The 12,794-nt window shown below is 67.6% G+C and carries 13 protein-coding genes; 8 read left to right on the forward strand and 5 right to left on the reverse strand.

The window, feature by feature from the left end:
* Nucleotides 1-11 precede the first annotated feature (11 nt).
* Complete coding sequence (locus tag IP91_RS17815; RefSeq protein WP_145650439.1) at nucleotides 12-470, forward strand: DUF421 domain-containing protein; 459 nt, start codon at nucleotides 12-14, stop codon at nucleotides 468-470.
* A gap of 9 nt (nucleotides 471-479) precedes the next feature.
* Here IP91_RS17815 and IP91_RS17820 read toward each other — a convergent pair whose 3' ends face one another.
* The gene (locus IP91_RS17820; RefSeq protein WP_145650440.1) at nucleotides 480-962 is read right to left on the reverse strand and encodes an adenylyltransferase/cytidyltransferase family protein; all 483 of its coding nucleotides are present in this window, start codon (nucleotides 960-962) and stop codon (nucleotides 480-482) included.
* 119 nt (nucleotides 963-1,081) lie between these two features.
* On the opposite strand from IP91_RS17820, the gene IP91_RS17825 reads away from it, so the two are divergent.
* From IP91_RS17825 to IP91_RS17835, 3 genes are all read left to right on the forward strand, one after another.
* Nucleotides 1,082-2,020: a hydrogen peroxide-inducible genes activator gene (locus tag IP91_RS17825; protein ID WP_145650441.1), complete on the forward strand. Its 939-nt coding sequence runs from the start codon at nucleotides 1,082-1,084 to the stop codon at nucleotides 2,018-2,020.
* Nucleotides 2,021-2,026: 6 nt separating this feature from the next.
* On the forward strand, nucleotides 2,027-2,902 hold the full coding sequence (ubiA, locus tag IP91_RS17830; RefSeq protein ID WP_145650442.1) for a 4-hydroxybenzoate octaprenyltransferase: 876 nt from the start codon (nucleotides 2,027-2,029) through the stop codon (nucleotides 2,900-2,902).
* Nucleotides 2,903-2,997: 95 nt separating this feature from the next.
* Nucleotides 2,998-3,360, forward strand: coding sequence for an ElaB/YgaM/YqjD family protein (locus IP91_RS17835; protein ID WP_145650443.1), 363 nt, complete (start codon nucleotides 2,998-3,000; stop codon nucleotides 3,358-3,360).
* Nucleotides 3,361-3,539: 179 nt separating this feature from the next.
* Here the strand turns inward: IP91_RS17835 and proC are convergent, their stop codons facing one another.
* Nucleotides 3,540-4,364, reverse strand: a complete 825-nt coding sequence (proC, locus tag IP91_RS17840; RefSeq protein WP_145650444.1) for a pyrroline-5-carboxylate reductase — start codon at nucleotides 4,362-4,364, stop codon at nucleotides 3,540-3,542.
* Nucleotides 4,365-4,372: 8 nt separating this feature from the next.
* On the reverse strand, nucleotides 4,373-5,092 hold the full coding sequence (locus IP91_RS17845) for a YggS family pyridoxal phosphate-dependent enzyme (protein ID WP_145650445.1): 720 nt from the start codon (nucleotides 5,090-5,092) through the stop codon (nucleotides 4,373-4,375).
* Between the two features lie 55 nt (nucleotides 5,093-5,147).
* Between IP91_RS17845 and IP91_RS17850 the strand changes: the two genes are divergently transcribed.
* The 4 genes from IP91_RS17850 (at nucleotide 5,148) to IP91_RS17865 (ending at nucleotide 10,484) form a co-directional block, all read left to right on the forward strand.
* Nucleotides 5,148-6,191, forward strand: coding sequence for a type IV pilus twitching motility protein PilT (locus tag IP91_RS17850; RefSeq protein WP_145650446.1), 1,044 nt, complete (start codon nucleotides 5,148-5,150; stop codon nucleotides 6,189-6,191).
* A gap of 20 nt (nucleotides 6,192-6,211) precedes the next feature.
* The gene (locus IP91_RS17855) at nucleotides 6,212-7,348 is read left to right on the forward strand and encodes a PilT/PilU family type 4a pilus ATPase (protein WP_145650447.1); all 1,137 of its coding nucleotides are present in this window, start codon (nucleotides 6,212-6,214) and stop codon (nucleotides 7,346-7,348) included.
* Nucleotides 7,349-7,365: 17 nt separating this feature from the next.
* Nucleotides 7,366-7,851 (forward strand): glutathione peroxidase, encoded by a 486-nt coding sequence (locus IP91_RS17860; RefSeq protein WP_145650448.1) that lies wholly within the window; start codon nucleotides 7,366-7,368, stop codon nucleotides 7,849-7,851.
* 140 nt (nucleotides 7,852-7,991) lie between these two features.
* A complete protein-coding gene (locus tag IP91_RS17865) occupies nucleotides 7,992-10,484 on the forward strand; it encodes an EAL domain-containing protein (protein ID WP_229474595.1) in 2,493 nt (830 codons plus the stop codon).
* Between the two features lie 28 nt (nucleotides 10,485-10,512).
* On the opposite strand, the gene glcF is transcribed toward IP91_RS17865, so the two are convergent.
* A complete protein-coding gene (gene glcF, locus IP91_RS17870) occupies nucleotides 10,513-11,730 on the reverse strand; it encodes a glycolate oxidase subunit GlcF (protein ID WP_145650449.1) in 1,218 nt (405 codons plus the stop codon).
* A 14-nt stretch (nucleotides 11,731-11,744) separates the two neighbouring features.
* Nucleotides 11,745-12,788, reverse strand: coding sequence for a glycolate oxidase subunit GlcE (gene glcE / locus IP91_RS17875; protein ID WP_145650450.1), 1,044 nt, complete (start codon nucleotides 12,786-12,788; stop codon nucleotides 11,745-11,747).
* Between the last annotated feature and the right edge of the window lie 6 nt (nucleotides 12,789-12,794).

Raw genomic sequence — 12,794 nt, forward strand, 5'->3', positions numbered from 1 at the left:
TGGAGGTTGCTATGTTCGACATGGATTTGCCGTGGTGGGAGTTCGTCGTGCGGGCGGCCGCAATCTACTGCTTCTTGCTGGTCATGGTGCGCATCACGGGCAAGCGCACGATCGGCCAGTTCACGCCGTTCGACCTGCTCGTTGTGATGCTGCTGTCCGAGGGCGTATCGAATTCGCTGTCGGGAGGCGACAATTCGCTGCCCGGTGGTCTCATCATCGCCGCGACGCTGATCGCGCTGAACGTGCTGTTCGCGGTGGCCACCTCGCGCAGCCGCAAGATCGCGGAACTCGTGGACGGCCGCCCGGTGCTGCTGGGGCGCGACGGCAAGATCTACGATGACGTCATCAAGAAGTGCCGCGTGGCCGAGGGCGATGTCGAGCAGGCGCTGCGTCAGGCCGACTGCCCGCTGCACAAGATGAAATGCGCCTTCCTGGAGCCGGATGGCGCGATCACCATCCTGCAGCACTGAACCAGGACATCAGCCGCCGAACTCCCGCACCTTCGCCAGCAGCTTGGTGGTCGAACGGTCGTGCGCGAAGTCGATGGCGACGGCCTTGCCGCCATAGCCGATCACCGCCCGCCCTTCGGGGATTGCCGTCATGTCGTAGTCGCCGCCCTTTGCGTAGATTTCCGGACGCGCCTCCTGCACCACCTCCAGCGCCGTGTCCTCGTCGAACGGCACCACCAGGCTCACCGATTCCAGCGCGGCCAGCAGTGCCATGCGATCGTCCAGCACGTTCAGCGGCCGGTCGTCGCCCTTGCCGAGCCGCTTGACCGAAGCATCGGTATTCGCGGCCACCACCAGCGAGCCGCCCAGCTCGCGCGCCTGCGCCAGGTACGTCACATGGCCGCGGTGCAGGATGTCGAACACGCCGTTGGTCAGCACCACGGGCTTGGGCAGGGCGGCGATGCGGGCCGGCAGGTCGGCGCGGCTGCAGATCTTGTCTTCGAAACGGGGCATGAGGGAACTCGGCTGAAAGAATCCATGATTATAGAGGCCGCATCCGGCCCCGGCGGCCCGTGCCTGCGCCGGCAGTGCGTTCCGTTACAATATCGTGCTCCGCGCCCTGCAGGAAAGTCATGACACTCACCGAACTGAAATACATCGTCGCCGTTGCCCGCGCCCGCCATTTCGGCCATGCGGCGGAAGCCTGCTTCGTGGCCCAGCCCACGCTGTCGGTCGCGATCAAGAAGCTGGAGGATGAACTGGGCGTCACGCTGTTCGAACGGGGCGGCACGGAGATCTCCGTCACGCCGCTGGGCGCGCAGATCATCGCGCAGGCCGAGCGCGTGCTCGAACAGACGGCCGCCATCAAGGAACTGGCCAAGCAGAACAAGGATCCCCTGGCCGGCCCGCTGCGGCTCGGCGTCATCTACACCATCGGCCCGTACCTGCTGCCACCGCTGGTGAAGGCGATGATCGACAACGTGCCGCAGATGCCGCTGATCCTGCAGGAGAACTACACGGTCAAGCTGCTGGAACTGCTGCGCCAGGGCGAGCTCGATGCGGCCATCATGGCGCTACCGCTGCCGGACCACGGCATGGCGATGCAGGCGCTGTACGACGAGCCGTTCGTCGTGGCGATGCCCGGCCCGCACCCGTGGACGAAGCGGGAGCGCATCCCCGCCGAGGACCTCAAGAGCGAAACGATGCTGCTGCTGGGCGCCGGCCACTGCTTCCGCGACCAGGTGCTGGAAGTGTGTCCCGAGATGGCGCGCTACGCGTCGCCCGGCAACGGCATGCAGCGCACCTTCGAAGGCTCGTCGCTGGAGACGATCCGCCACATGGTCGCTTCCGGCATCGGCCTGACGGTGCTGCCGCGCGCTTCCGTGCCGGACATGAACCCGAAACACAGCCTGCTGCAGTTCCGCGAGTTCGAGGAGCCGGTGCCATCGCGCCGCGTCGTCATCGTCTGGCGCAAGAGCTTCACGCGCAAGGCCGCCATCGACGCGCTGTGCGAAGCCATCGCCGGCATCGACCTGCCAGGCGTGACCAATCTCGACCCGGCCACCGCCTGAGACCCCATGCAAGCCACCGCTTCTTCTCCGACCAAGCTGCAGCTGTACTTCCGCCTCGTGCGGCTGGACAAGCCGATCGGCACCGTGCTGCTGCTGTGGCCCACGCTGGCCGCCCTGTGGCTGGCCTCCGGCGGCGTGCCGGACTGGCGCCTCCTCGTCATCTTCACGCTGGGGACGTTCCTGATGCGCTCCGCCGGCTGCGCCATCAACGACTACGCGGACCAGGACATCGACCGTCACGTGAAGCGCACAGTGGACCGTCCCATCACGAGTGGGCGGGTGAGCGGCAAGGAAGCGCTGGCGATTGCGGCCGGCCTGGCGATCGCCGCGTTCCTGCTGATCCTGCCGCTGAATGCGCTGGTCAAGCAGCTGTCGGTGGCTGCCGTGATCATCGCCGGCACCTACCCTTACTTCAAGCGCTTCTTCGCGATCCCGCAGGCCTATCTCGGCATCGCGTTCGGCTTCGGCATCCCGATGGCGTTTGCGGCCGTGCAGAACACCGTGCCCCCGTGGGCCTGGCTACTGCTGCTGGGGAACGTGTTCTGGGCCGTGGCCTACGACACCGAGTATGCGATGGTCGACCGGGACGATGACCTGAAGATCGGCATCAAGACCTCGGCCATCACCTTCGGGCGCCTCGACGTGGCCATCATCATGCTGTGCTACGGCGTGCACCTGGCGATCCTGCTGGCCGCCGGCCGGCATTTCGGCCTCGGCGTGGCCTACTACCTGGGCATCGCGATCGCCGCCGGATGCGCCATCTACCATTACTTCCTGATCCGCGGGCGCGAACGTGCGCCATGTTTTGCCGCGTTCCGTCACAATAATTACCTGGGAGCGGCAGTTTTCGCAGGTATCGCGCTCGACTACGCACTGCGCTAGGTCCGGACGGGAGTAACTTCCCGTTACGATGGCAGGAAAAGTCGACAGCGCGCCTGCTTGCCGCCGACATTCAACCAACCGAACAAGAGGCGACCATGAACCAGACGAACAATGGCACGACGAGCGGCAACGGCAGCACGTATCAATCCGACAGCGACAGCACGGCAGCACGCGACCGCCTGATGGGCGACCTGAAAACCGCCATCGGCGACGCCGAACAGTGGCTGCGCGGCGCCGCCAGCACCGGCGCGGACACCGTCGATGAAGCGAAGACGCAATTCAAGGACACGCTGCGCAACGCCAAGACCAACCTGCTGACGCTGGAAGACAGCGTGCTGGCAAAAAGCAAGCTGGCAGCGCAGTGCGCCGACACCTACGTACAGGACAACCCATGGCGCGCCGTGGTCATCGGCGCCGTCGTCGGCGTGCTGGCCGGCGTGATCATCTCGCGCGACTGATTCTCGTCGCCCGCAGCAAAACGGCCCTCGCGGGCCGTTTTTGCGTTTACGGCCGAGCCCGTGTCCACCTCGGGGTCAGACCCCGACATGGACACAAGCTCAACCGTTTAGCGGCTGGATCATGGTCGAGGCCGTGTCCGAGTCGGGGTCTGACCCCACGGTGGACACGGGCTGGGCCGTTAGTCGCGGCCCAGCTCGTCGCCGAGTGCGTGGCCGCGGGCGGCGGCGGCTTTCACGGCGGTGATGATGGCCGCTTTCACGCCGCTCGCCTCCATGCTGGTGAGGGCGGCGTAGGTGGTGCCGCCTTTCGAGGTGACGCGCTCGCGCAGCAGCGCCACGGGCTCGGACGATTGCGCGGCCAGCTGCGCGGCGCCGGTGAAGGTGGCCTTGGCCAGCTCGAGTCCCTGCGCCGCGGAGAGGCCCAGTTCGACGGCCGCCTGCTGCATCGCCTCGATGAAGTAGAACACGTAGGCCGGACCGCTGCCCGAAACGCCCGTCACCGCATCGATCTGCGCTTCGTCGTCGAGCCACACGGTGCCGCCGACGGCGCGCAGCACCTGGTCAGCCGCGGTGCGCTGCGCAACGTTCACGCCGCCCGCTGCGACGAGGCCCGTGATGCCCATGCCGATCAGTGCCGGCGTGTTCGGCATGCAGCGCACGATGGCATCGTAGCCGCCCAGCCAGCGCGCCAGGTCGGCGCTGCGGATGCCGGCCGCGATCGACAGCACCAGTGGCTTGTGCCCCGCCTGCGCCAGCAAGGGCACGAGTGGTGCGACAGCCTCGCGCATCGCCTGCGGCTTCACGGCCAGCACGATCACTTCCGCCGCCGTGACGGCCGCATCGATCGACGCACCCGTCGTCACGCCATGCGCGGCATGCAGCGCCTCGAGCTGCGCGGGATTGGGATCGACGACGTGGATGTTCGTGCCAGGCGTCACCTTGCCGGCCAGGCCGGCGATCAGTGCGGCAGCCATGTTGCCGCCGCCGATGAATGCAATCTTCATGGAACTCCTCAAGGTTGATAGTGGCGCGCGCCGAAGATGGCGCTGCCGACGCGCACGACGGTCGCCCCTTCGACGATGGCCGCGCGCAGGTCCGCCGACATGCCCATCGACAGCGTGTCGAAGTCCGGGCCGAAGCGTTCGCGCAGCCGGTCGAACAGCGTGCGCATCGCCGCGAACGGCGCGCGCTGCGCAGCAAAGTCCTCCGCGGGTTCCGGGATCGCCATCAGCCCGCGCAGCCGCAGCTGCGGCAGGCGCGCCACGGCCTCGCACAGCGCCGCCACCTCGTCCGGCGCGACGCCGCTCTTGCTGCCCTCCCCGCTGATGTTCACCTGCACGCACACGTTCAGCGGCGGCAGCTCCGCCGGCCGCTGTTCGGCCAGCCGCGTGGCGATCTTCTCGCGCTCGACGGTATGCACCCAGCCGAAGTGCTCGGCGATGGGCCGCGTCTTGTTGCTCTGGATGGGGCCGATGAAATGCCACTCGAGCGCATGGCCCGGTGCGGCATCCGTCATGGCAGCAGCCACGGCGCGGATCTTGTCCACGCCTTCCTGCACATAGTTCTCGCCGAACGCGCGCTGCCCGGCAGCGATGGCAGCCAGCACCGCATCGGGCCCGAAGGTCTTCGACACGGCCAGCAGCCGCACACCGGCAGGCGGGCGCCGCGCCTCGTCGCACGCGGCGACAATGGTCTTTTCGACAGCTTGCAAACGCTCTTCGATTCCGGACATAATCAGTGCGCCAGCGTTTCAAGCTGGCGTTATTTTCTAGGCCTAGGGATTATAAATGGACATCTCCGAACTGCTCGCCTTCTCCGTGAAGAACAAGGCCTCCGACCTGCACCTGTCCGCCGGCCTGCCGCCGATGATCCGCGTGCACGGCGATGTCCGCCGCATCAACCTGCCGCCGCTGGAGCACAAGGACGTGCACGGCATGATCTACGACATCATGAACGACTCGCAGCGCAAGACCTACGAGGAGATGCTCGAGATCGACTTCAGCTTCGACATCCCGGGCCTGGCGCGTTTCCGCGTGAACGCGTTCAACCAGGAGCGCGGCGCCTCGGCGGTGCTGCGCACCATCCCGTCCAAGATCCTCACGCTGGAAGACCTGAACGCACCGAAGATCTTCGCCGACTTCGCGCTGAAGCCGCGCGGCCTGGTGCTCGTCACGGGCCCCACCGGTTCGGGCAAGTCGACCACGCTGGCGGCGATGGTCAACCACCTCAACGAGAACGAGTATGGCCACATCCTCACCATCGAGGATCCGATCGAGTTCGTGCACGAGTCGAAGAAGTGCCTGATCAACCAGCGCGAGGTCGGGCCGCACACGCTGTCGTTCAACAATGCGCTGCGCTCGGCGCTGCGGGAAGATCCGGACGCCATCCTGGTCGGCGAGCTGCGCGACCTGGAGACGATCCGCCTGGCGCTGTCCGCCGCCGAGACGGGCCACCTGGTGTTCGGCACGCTGCACACCTCGTCCGCCGCGAAGACGATCGACCGCATCGTCGACGTGTTCCCCGCCGAAGAGAAGGAGATGGTGCGCGCGATGCTGTCCGAATCGCTGCAGGCCGTGATCTCGCAGACGCTGCTCAAGACGAAGGACGGCGCCGGCCGCGTGGCCGCCCATGAAATCATGGTGGGCACGCCGGCCATCCGCAACCTGATCCGCGAAGCGAAGATCGCGCAGATGTATTCGTCGATCCAGACCGGCAGCAATGCCGGCATGCAGACGCTGGACCAGAACCTCACGGACCTGGTGCGCCGCAACGTGATCTCGGCCGCCAGCGCCCGCGCCGCCGCCAAGATCCCCGAAAACTTCCCCGGCTAAGCCAATACAAGGACCCCACCATGGAACGCGACCAGGCATCCAAGTTCATGTTCGACCTGCTGCGCCTGATGGTGAACAAGAAGGGGTCGGACCTGTTCGTCACGGCCGGCTTCCCGCCCGCCATCAAGATCGACGGCAAGCTCACGCCCGTCTCGGCCCAGCCGCTGACGGCCTCGCACACGGCCGATCTGGCCCGCGCCATCATGAACGACAAGCAGGCGGCCGGCTTCGAGCAGACCAAGGAAGCCAACTTCGCCATCAGCCCCGGCGACCTGGGGCGCTTCCGCGTCTCGGCCTTCGTGCAGATGAGCGCCGTGGGCATGGTCCTGCGCACCATCAACAGCTCGATCCCCGTGCTGGATGATCTCGGCCTGCCGGAGGTGCTGAAGGACGTTGTGATGTCCAAGCGCGGCCTGGTGATCATGGTGGGTGCCACCGGCTCGGGCAAGTCGACGACGCTGGCCGCGATGGTCGGCTACCGCAACGCCAACAGCTACGGCCACATCATCACGATCGAGGACCCGGTGGAATTCGTCCACCCGCACCACAACTGCATCGTCACGCAGCGCGAAGTGGGCGTCGACACGGAAGACTGGGAGATCGCGCTGAAGAACACGCTGCGCCAGGCGCCGGACGTGATCCAGATCGGCGAGATCCGCGACCGCGAAACGATGGACCACGCCATCGCGTTTGCCGAGACGGGCCACCTGTGCCTGGCCACGCTGCACGCCAACAGCGCCAACCAGGCGCTCGACCGCATCATCAACTTCTTCCCCGAGGAGCGCCGCCAGCAGCTGCTGATGGACCTGTCGCTGAACCTGAAGGGCATGATCTCGCAGCGCCTGGTGCCGCTGAAGGAAACCAAGGGCCGCGCGGTGGCCATCGAGATCCTGCTGAACTCCCCGCTGGTGTCGGACCTGATCTTCCAGGGCAAGGTCCACGAGATCAAGGAGCTCATGAAGAAGTCGCGCGAGCTGGGCATGCAGACCTTCGACCAGTCGCTGTTCGACCTGTACGAGGCGGACCGGATCAGCTACGAGGATGCGCTGCGCAACGCCGACTCCGTGAACGACCTGCGCCTGGCCATCAAGCTGGAAGGCAAGGACGCGAAAAACCGCGACCTGTCCGCCGGCACGGCCCACCTGGGCCTCATCTGAAGCGCGCCGGTCCCGCGATGAGCACCGTCTTCGACTTCCCGGCCGTCAGCCTGGCCGGCCAGCCCGTGCACCTGGCGCAGTACGACGGCAAGGTGCTGCTGATCGTGAACACCGCCAGCGCCTGCGGCTTTACACCGCAGTACGCGGGCCTGGAGCGGCTGTACCAGCGTTACCGTGCGCAGGGCTTCGAAGTACTGGCCTTCCCCTGCAACCAGTTCGGTGCCCAGGAGCCGGGCACGCCGGCGGACATCGGTGCGTTCTGCGAGAAGAACTTCGGCGTCACCTTTCCCCTGTTCGCCAAGGTGGACGTGAACGGCGCGGCGGCCGATCCGCTGTGGCAGCACCTGAAACATGCAGCACCGGGCGTGCTGGGGACGGAAGCGATCAAGTGGAATTTTACAAAGTTTCTCATTCGCCGCGACGGCTCCGTTGCACACCGCTATGCGCCGGCCACCCGACCCGAAGAAATCGCCGCCGACATCGAAGCACTTTTAGCCAAATAAGCCATGGCGATTTCATTGAAACGGCGAATCAGCTACGGCGATATTTCCTCAGTACCATATTTCGATCCGATTTCACAATCTCATCCATAAGCATTTCATTATAAGTAATAATGACCAGCGGTTATCCCTGTCGATCCGCTATGTCACTGCCTGCATACCTGTTCCGCCGCTGGATGAAGATGGGCCTGTACGCCCGCCTGTTCGTGCCGATTACCGTACTGATCGTCACCATCGTCAGCCTCCGCTACACGCTGTTGGTCGAATCCGAATCGGCCCAGGCACGCCACCAGTTCGCGCTCGAATCCCAGCAGACGCTGTCCCGCCTGCTGCAGCAGGCGCGCATCGCCATCGATGTGAATGACGCGGCGCTGCTGTCCGCACAACTGCAGGGCGCGCTCACGGAAAGCCACGCGCTGACCACCGTCACATGGAGTGCCGCCGGCCACGCGACCCGGGTGCAGCAGGCCGGCACGCAGCCCGCCTACCCTAACTGGTTTCCCCGCATGGCCAGCATCGCGCCGATCGACTACGTGGTGCCCGTGCAGGCGGCAGGCGAGCTGCATGCCGCCTTCAGTCCCACGCCCGCGCTGAACGCCGCCTGGCGCGCGCTGCGCAAGCAGGTGCTTGTCACCCTCCTCAACATCTTCCTCATCTATTCGCTGCTTGGCCTGATGATCCATGTCACGCGCCGCATGATGCGCCACGTGGTGGCCGCCACGCGCGCGTTCCGCGACGGCGACCTGTCCGTGCGCCTGCCGGTGCGCGGCTTTCCGGAAGTGCGCGAACTGGCCACCACCTTCAATGGCATGGCGGCGCGCATCCAGGAACTGATGGGCAGCCTGCATGCGGAGAAGGAACGCATCGAAGTCACGCTTGCCTCGATCGGCGACGCCGTCATCGCCACCGGCCCGGGCGGCCTTGTCCTCACGATGAACCGCACCGCCGAACGGCTCACCGGCTTCACGGCCGCCGAAGCACAGGGCCGCGCACTGCACGGCGTGTTCACGCTGGCGAACAACTTCGGCCAGCACACGCTATTGAAAACGCTGTCAGCCATCGAGGCCGGCGGTCCGGTGGTCACGGCGCGCGACCAGAGCCTGCGCAATCGCCGCGGCGAGCGCTACACGGTGGAATACACGGCCGCGCCGATCCGCCACGAGGACACCCCGGCGGAGCAGGCCTCGCCCGGCATCGTGCTGGTGTTCCGCGACGTGAGCGAGAGGCGCCACCTGATGCAGCAGATGTCGTGGCAGAGCCATCACGATGTGCTGACGGGGCTGCCGAACCGCACGGCGCTGGAACCCCGCTTCGAACACGAGATCGCGCGTGCCCGCGACGAGCAGGTGCTGCTGGCCGTGTGCCTGTTCGACCTGGACCACTTCCGCCTGGTGAACGACAGCGGTGGCCAGGGCCTGGGCGACGAGGTGCTCAAGCAGGCCGCCAGCCGGCTGCACGATTTCGCCGGCGCGCATCACTACGTGGCGCGCCTGGGCGGCGACGAGTTCGTGCTGCTGCTGCGCGACCAGGCCAGCCGCGCCGACGTGGAGCGGGCGCTGGAGCGCCTGATGCAGTCGCTGGCCCGCGTCTACCATGCCGGTGGCCGCGCGATCCCGCTCACGGCCAGTGCCGGCGTGGCACTGTGCACCGGCGCGGAACTGAGCGCGGACCACCTGCTGCGCCATGCCGACCAGGCGCTGTACCAGGCCAAGATGCAGGGTCGCAGCAAGGTGCACTTCTTCGACGCGGCGGCGGACGAGCAGGTGCGCACCCACCACAACCGGCGCACCGAAGTGCGCGAGGCGCTGCTGGCGGACCAGCTGCGCCTGTTCTACCAGCCGAAGGTGAACCTGCGCGACGGCCGCGTGGTCGGCATGGAGGCGCTGCTGCGCTGGCAGCATCCGGCGCGGGGCCTGCTGGCGCCGCTCGAATTCCTGCCCGCCATCGAGCATACGGACCTGATCGCGGACATCGGCGAATGGGTGCTGCGGCGCGCGCTGGCGCAGGTGGAGCAGTGGTGCGCGGCCGGCCGCGAATGGGCCGTCAGCGTGAACATCGCGGCGCGCCATTTCCAGCGGCCCGACTTCGTGCGGCAGCTGCGCGCCATCCTCGACGAATTCCCCGGCGTGCCGCCCCGGCTGCTGCAGCTGGAGATCCTGGAATCGTCGGCCCTGCACGACGTGGCGCATGTGCGCGCCATCATGCAGGAGTGCCAGGCCTTCGGCATCCGCTTCGCGCTGGACGATTTCGGCACCGGCTACTCGTCGATGTCGTACCTGAAGCGCCTGCCGGCGGACGTGCTGAAGATCGACCAGGGGTTCGTGCGCAACATGCTGGAGGACCGCGACGACCTGCACCTGGTCTCGGCCGTCATCGGCCTGGCGCGTGCCTTCAACCGCGGCGTGATCGCGGAAGGCGTGGAAACGGTGGCGCACGGCGAGCTGCTGATCCGGCTCGGCTGCGATCTCGCGCAGGGCTACGGCATCGCGCGCCCCATGCCGCCGGACGACGTGCCGGCATGGGCCGATGGCTTCGTGGCCGCGCCCGAGTGGATCAGCGCCAGCCTGCAGGAGCCACTGGCCGCGCCGTGGAGCGAGACGGCCCTGGCACGCCTGCCGCAGTTCGTCGGCAGCTAGGCCCCGCCACGGTCATCCGGCCAGGCGATCAGGCGATCAGGCGGTCCACCAGCTCGATCCAGTGCTCCACCGGCGTGCCGGTGCCCGACTGCAGGTGATGGATGCAGCCCACGTTGGCCGACACGATGCGCGGGACATCCGTCTCCGCCAGGTTCGCCAGCTTGCGGTCGCGCAGCTGCGTGGCCAGTTCCGGATGCAGCAGCGAGTAGGTGCCGGCCGACCCGCAGCACAGGTGCGCATCGGCACACAGCCGCACCTCGACACCCAATGCGCGCAGCAGCCCTTCCACCGCGCCGCGGATCTGCTGGCCGTGCTGCAGCGTGCAGGGCGGGTGATAGGCGACAGGACCGCCCTCCCCCTTCACGCGCCCTACCAGCCGGGCCTCGAAGGCAGGCAGCACTTCGGCCAGGTCGCGCGTCAATGACGAGATGCGCGCGGCCTTGGCGGCATAGGCCGGATCGTGCGCCAGCAGGTGGCCGTATTCCTTGACGGTGACGCCGCAGCCGGAGGCCGTCATCACGATCGCCTCGACCTGGTCGACGTGAGGCCACCACGCATCGATATTGCGGCGCATGTGTTCCAGGCCGCCGGCCTGGTCGTTCATGTGGAAGCGCACGGCGCCGCAGCAGCCGGCCTGCGGTGCCGCCATCAGCTGCACGCCGACCGCATCGAGCACGCGCGCGGTGGCGGCATTGATGTTCGGCGCGAGACCGGGCTGCACGCAGCCTGCCAGCACCAGCATCTTGCGCTCGTGGGTGCGCGTGGGCCAGGGCGATGCAGGCTGCCGCGGCGGCACCTTGTCCTGCAGTGCCGGCGACAGCAGCGGCCGGCGCAGCTGCCCCGCACGCAGCGCCGGCGTGAACAGCGCCTTGCGCGACAGGCCCTCCTTCAGCACCCAGCGGCGGATGCGGTCCGGCAGCTTGCGCGGCACGCGCTGTTCGACGATGTCGCGCCCGATGTCCGCCAGGCGGCCATAGCGCACACCGGACGGACAGGTACTCTCGCAGTTGCGGCAGGTGAGGCAGCGGTCCAGATGCAGCTGCGTGCTGCGCGTGACGGGCGCGCCTTCCAGTACCTGTTTGATCAGGTAGATGCGGCCGCGCGGGCCATCGAGCTCGTCGCCCAGCAGCTGGTAGGTGGGACAGGTGGCCGTGCAGAAGCCGCAGTGCACGCAGGCGCGCAGGATGCTTTCCGCCTCGTCACCGGCCGGCGTGCCCTGGATGAAATCGGCGAGATTGGTTTGCATGGGAGCAGTGGAAATCAGTTCATCCGGCCGCGGTGGAAGATGCCGGCCGGGTCGAACGTGGCGCGCAGCCGCGCGTGGATGGCATCGACCGCCGGTGCCAATGGATGGAACACGCCGGCGGACTTGTCGGCGGCGCGGTACAGCGTGGCGTGGCCGCCCGCAGCAGCCACCGTGCGGCGGATCTCGCTGGCGCTGGCATGGACATCGCCGAGCCAGCGCTGCGCACCGCCCCACTCGATCAGCTGCTCGCCGCCCAGCACCAGCGCGCTGGCATTCGGCGGCACGGAGAGGCGCCACAGGGGCGACCTGCCGAAGAAGCAGTACGCCTGGTCGCGCAGCGCCGTCCAGAATGTCTCGCCATCCGTCACGCGCTCGCCACCGAGCCGGCGCACTGCCGCATCGACAGCCGCATCGGCACCGGAGAGGCGCACCGTCAGCAGGCCGGCATGCCAGCAGCTGGCCGACAGCGGCAGCGGCTGGCCGCCCCATTCGTTCAGCCGGCGCAGCGCGGTGATTTCATCGAGCTCGAAGCGCAGGGTGGTTTCGCACAGCGGCACCGGCAGCACCTTCAGTGACACCTGCGTGATCAGCCCCAGCGTGCCGAGCGAACCGGCCAGCAGGCGCGACACGTCGTAGCCCGCCACGTTCTTCATCACCTGGCCGCCGAAGTTGAGCAGCTCGCCCCTGCCGTCCATCAGCTGCGCGCCCAGCACGAAGTCGCGGAGGGCACCGGCCGTGGCGCGGCGCGGGCCGGACATGCCTGCCGCGACCACGCCGCCGATGGTGGAGCCGGCGCCGAAGCGCGGCGGCTCGAAGGCCAGCATCTGCCGCTCGCCCGCCAGCACCCGCTCGATCTCCGCCAGCGGCGTGCCGCAGCGTGCCGTGATCACCAGCTCCGTCGGCTCGTAGTCGACGATGCCGGCGTGCGCGCGCGTGTCGAGCGGCGCGCCTGCAAGCGGGCCGCCATACCAGTCCTTGGTGCCGCCGCCCACGATGCGCAGTGGCGTCGCCGAAGCGCTGGCGGACCGGATGCGGTCGCGGAAATCGTCGAGGCTCATGGGTCG

This window comes from Pseudoduganella lurida, assembly GCF_007830455.1.
GTDB classification, from domain to species: domain Bacteria; phylum Pseudomonadota; class Gammaproteobacteria; order Burkholderiales; family Burkholderiaceae_D; genus Rugamonas; species Rugamonas lurida.

What these genes read in the sequence shown, in the direction of transcription:
- IP91_RS17845 (WP_145650445.1), bottom strand. Translation starts at nt 5,092, where the DNA reads ATGTCCGGAATCGAAGAGCGTTTGCAAGCTGTCGAAAAGACCATTGTC.
- IP91_RS17815 (WP_145650439.1), top strand. Translation starts at nt 12, where the DNA reads ATGTTCGACATGGATTTGCCGTGGTGGGAGTTCGTCGTGCGGGCGGCC.
- glcF (WP_145650449.1), bottom strand. Translation starts at nt 11,730, where the DNA reads ATGCAAACCAATCTCGCCGATTTCATCCAGGGCACGCCGGCCGGTGAC.
- IP91_RS17850 (WP_145650446.1), top strand. Translation starts at nt 5,148, where the DNA reads ATGGACATCTCCGAACTGCTCGCCTTCTCCGTGAAGAACAAGGCCTCC.
- IP91_RS17860 (WP_145650448.1), top strand. Translation starts at nt 7,366, where the DNA reads ATGAGCACCGTCTTCGACTTCCCGGCCGTCAGCCTGGCCGGCCAGCCC.
- glcE (WP_145650450.1), bottom strand. Translation starts at nt 12,788, where the DNA reads ATGAGCCTCGACGATTTCCGCGACCGCATCCGGTCCGCCAGCGCTTCG.
- ubiA (WP_145650442.1), top strand. Translation starts at nt 2,027, where the DNA reads ATGCAAGCCACCGCTTCTTCTCCGACCAAGCTGCAGCTGTACTTCCGC.
- IP91_RS17820 (WP_145650440.1), bottom strand. Translation starts at nt 962, where the DNA reads ATGCCCCGTTTCGAAGACAAGATCTGCAGCCGCGCCGACCTGCCGGCC.
- IP91_RS17855 (WP_145650447.1), top strand. Translation starts at nt 6,212, where the DNA reads ATGGAACGCGACCAGGCATCCAAGTTCATGTTCGACCTGCTGCGCCTG.
- IP91_RS17865 (WP_229474595.1), top strand. Translation starts at nt 7,992, where the DNA reads ATGTCACTGCCTGCATACCTGTTCCGCCGCTGGATGAAGATGGGCCTG.
- proC (WP_145650444.1), bottom strand. Translation starts at nt 4,364, where the DNA reads ATGAAGATTGCATTCATCGGCGGCGGCAACATGGCTGCCGCACTGATC.
- IP91_RS17835 (WP_145650443.1), top strand. Translation starts at nt 2,998, where the DNA reads ATGAACCAGACGAACAATGGCACGACGAGCGGCAACGGCAGCACGTAT.
- IP91_RS17825 (WP_145650441.1), top strand. Translation starts at nt 1,082, where the DNA reads ATGACACTCACCGAACTGAAATACATCGTCGCCGTTGCCCGCGCCCGC.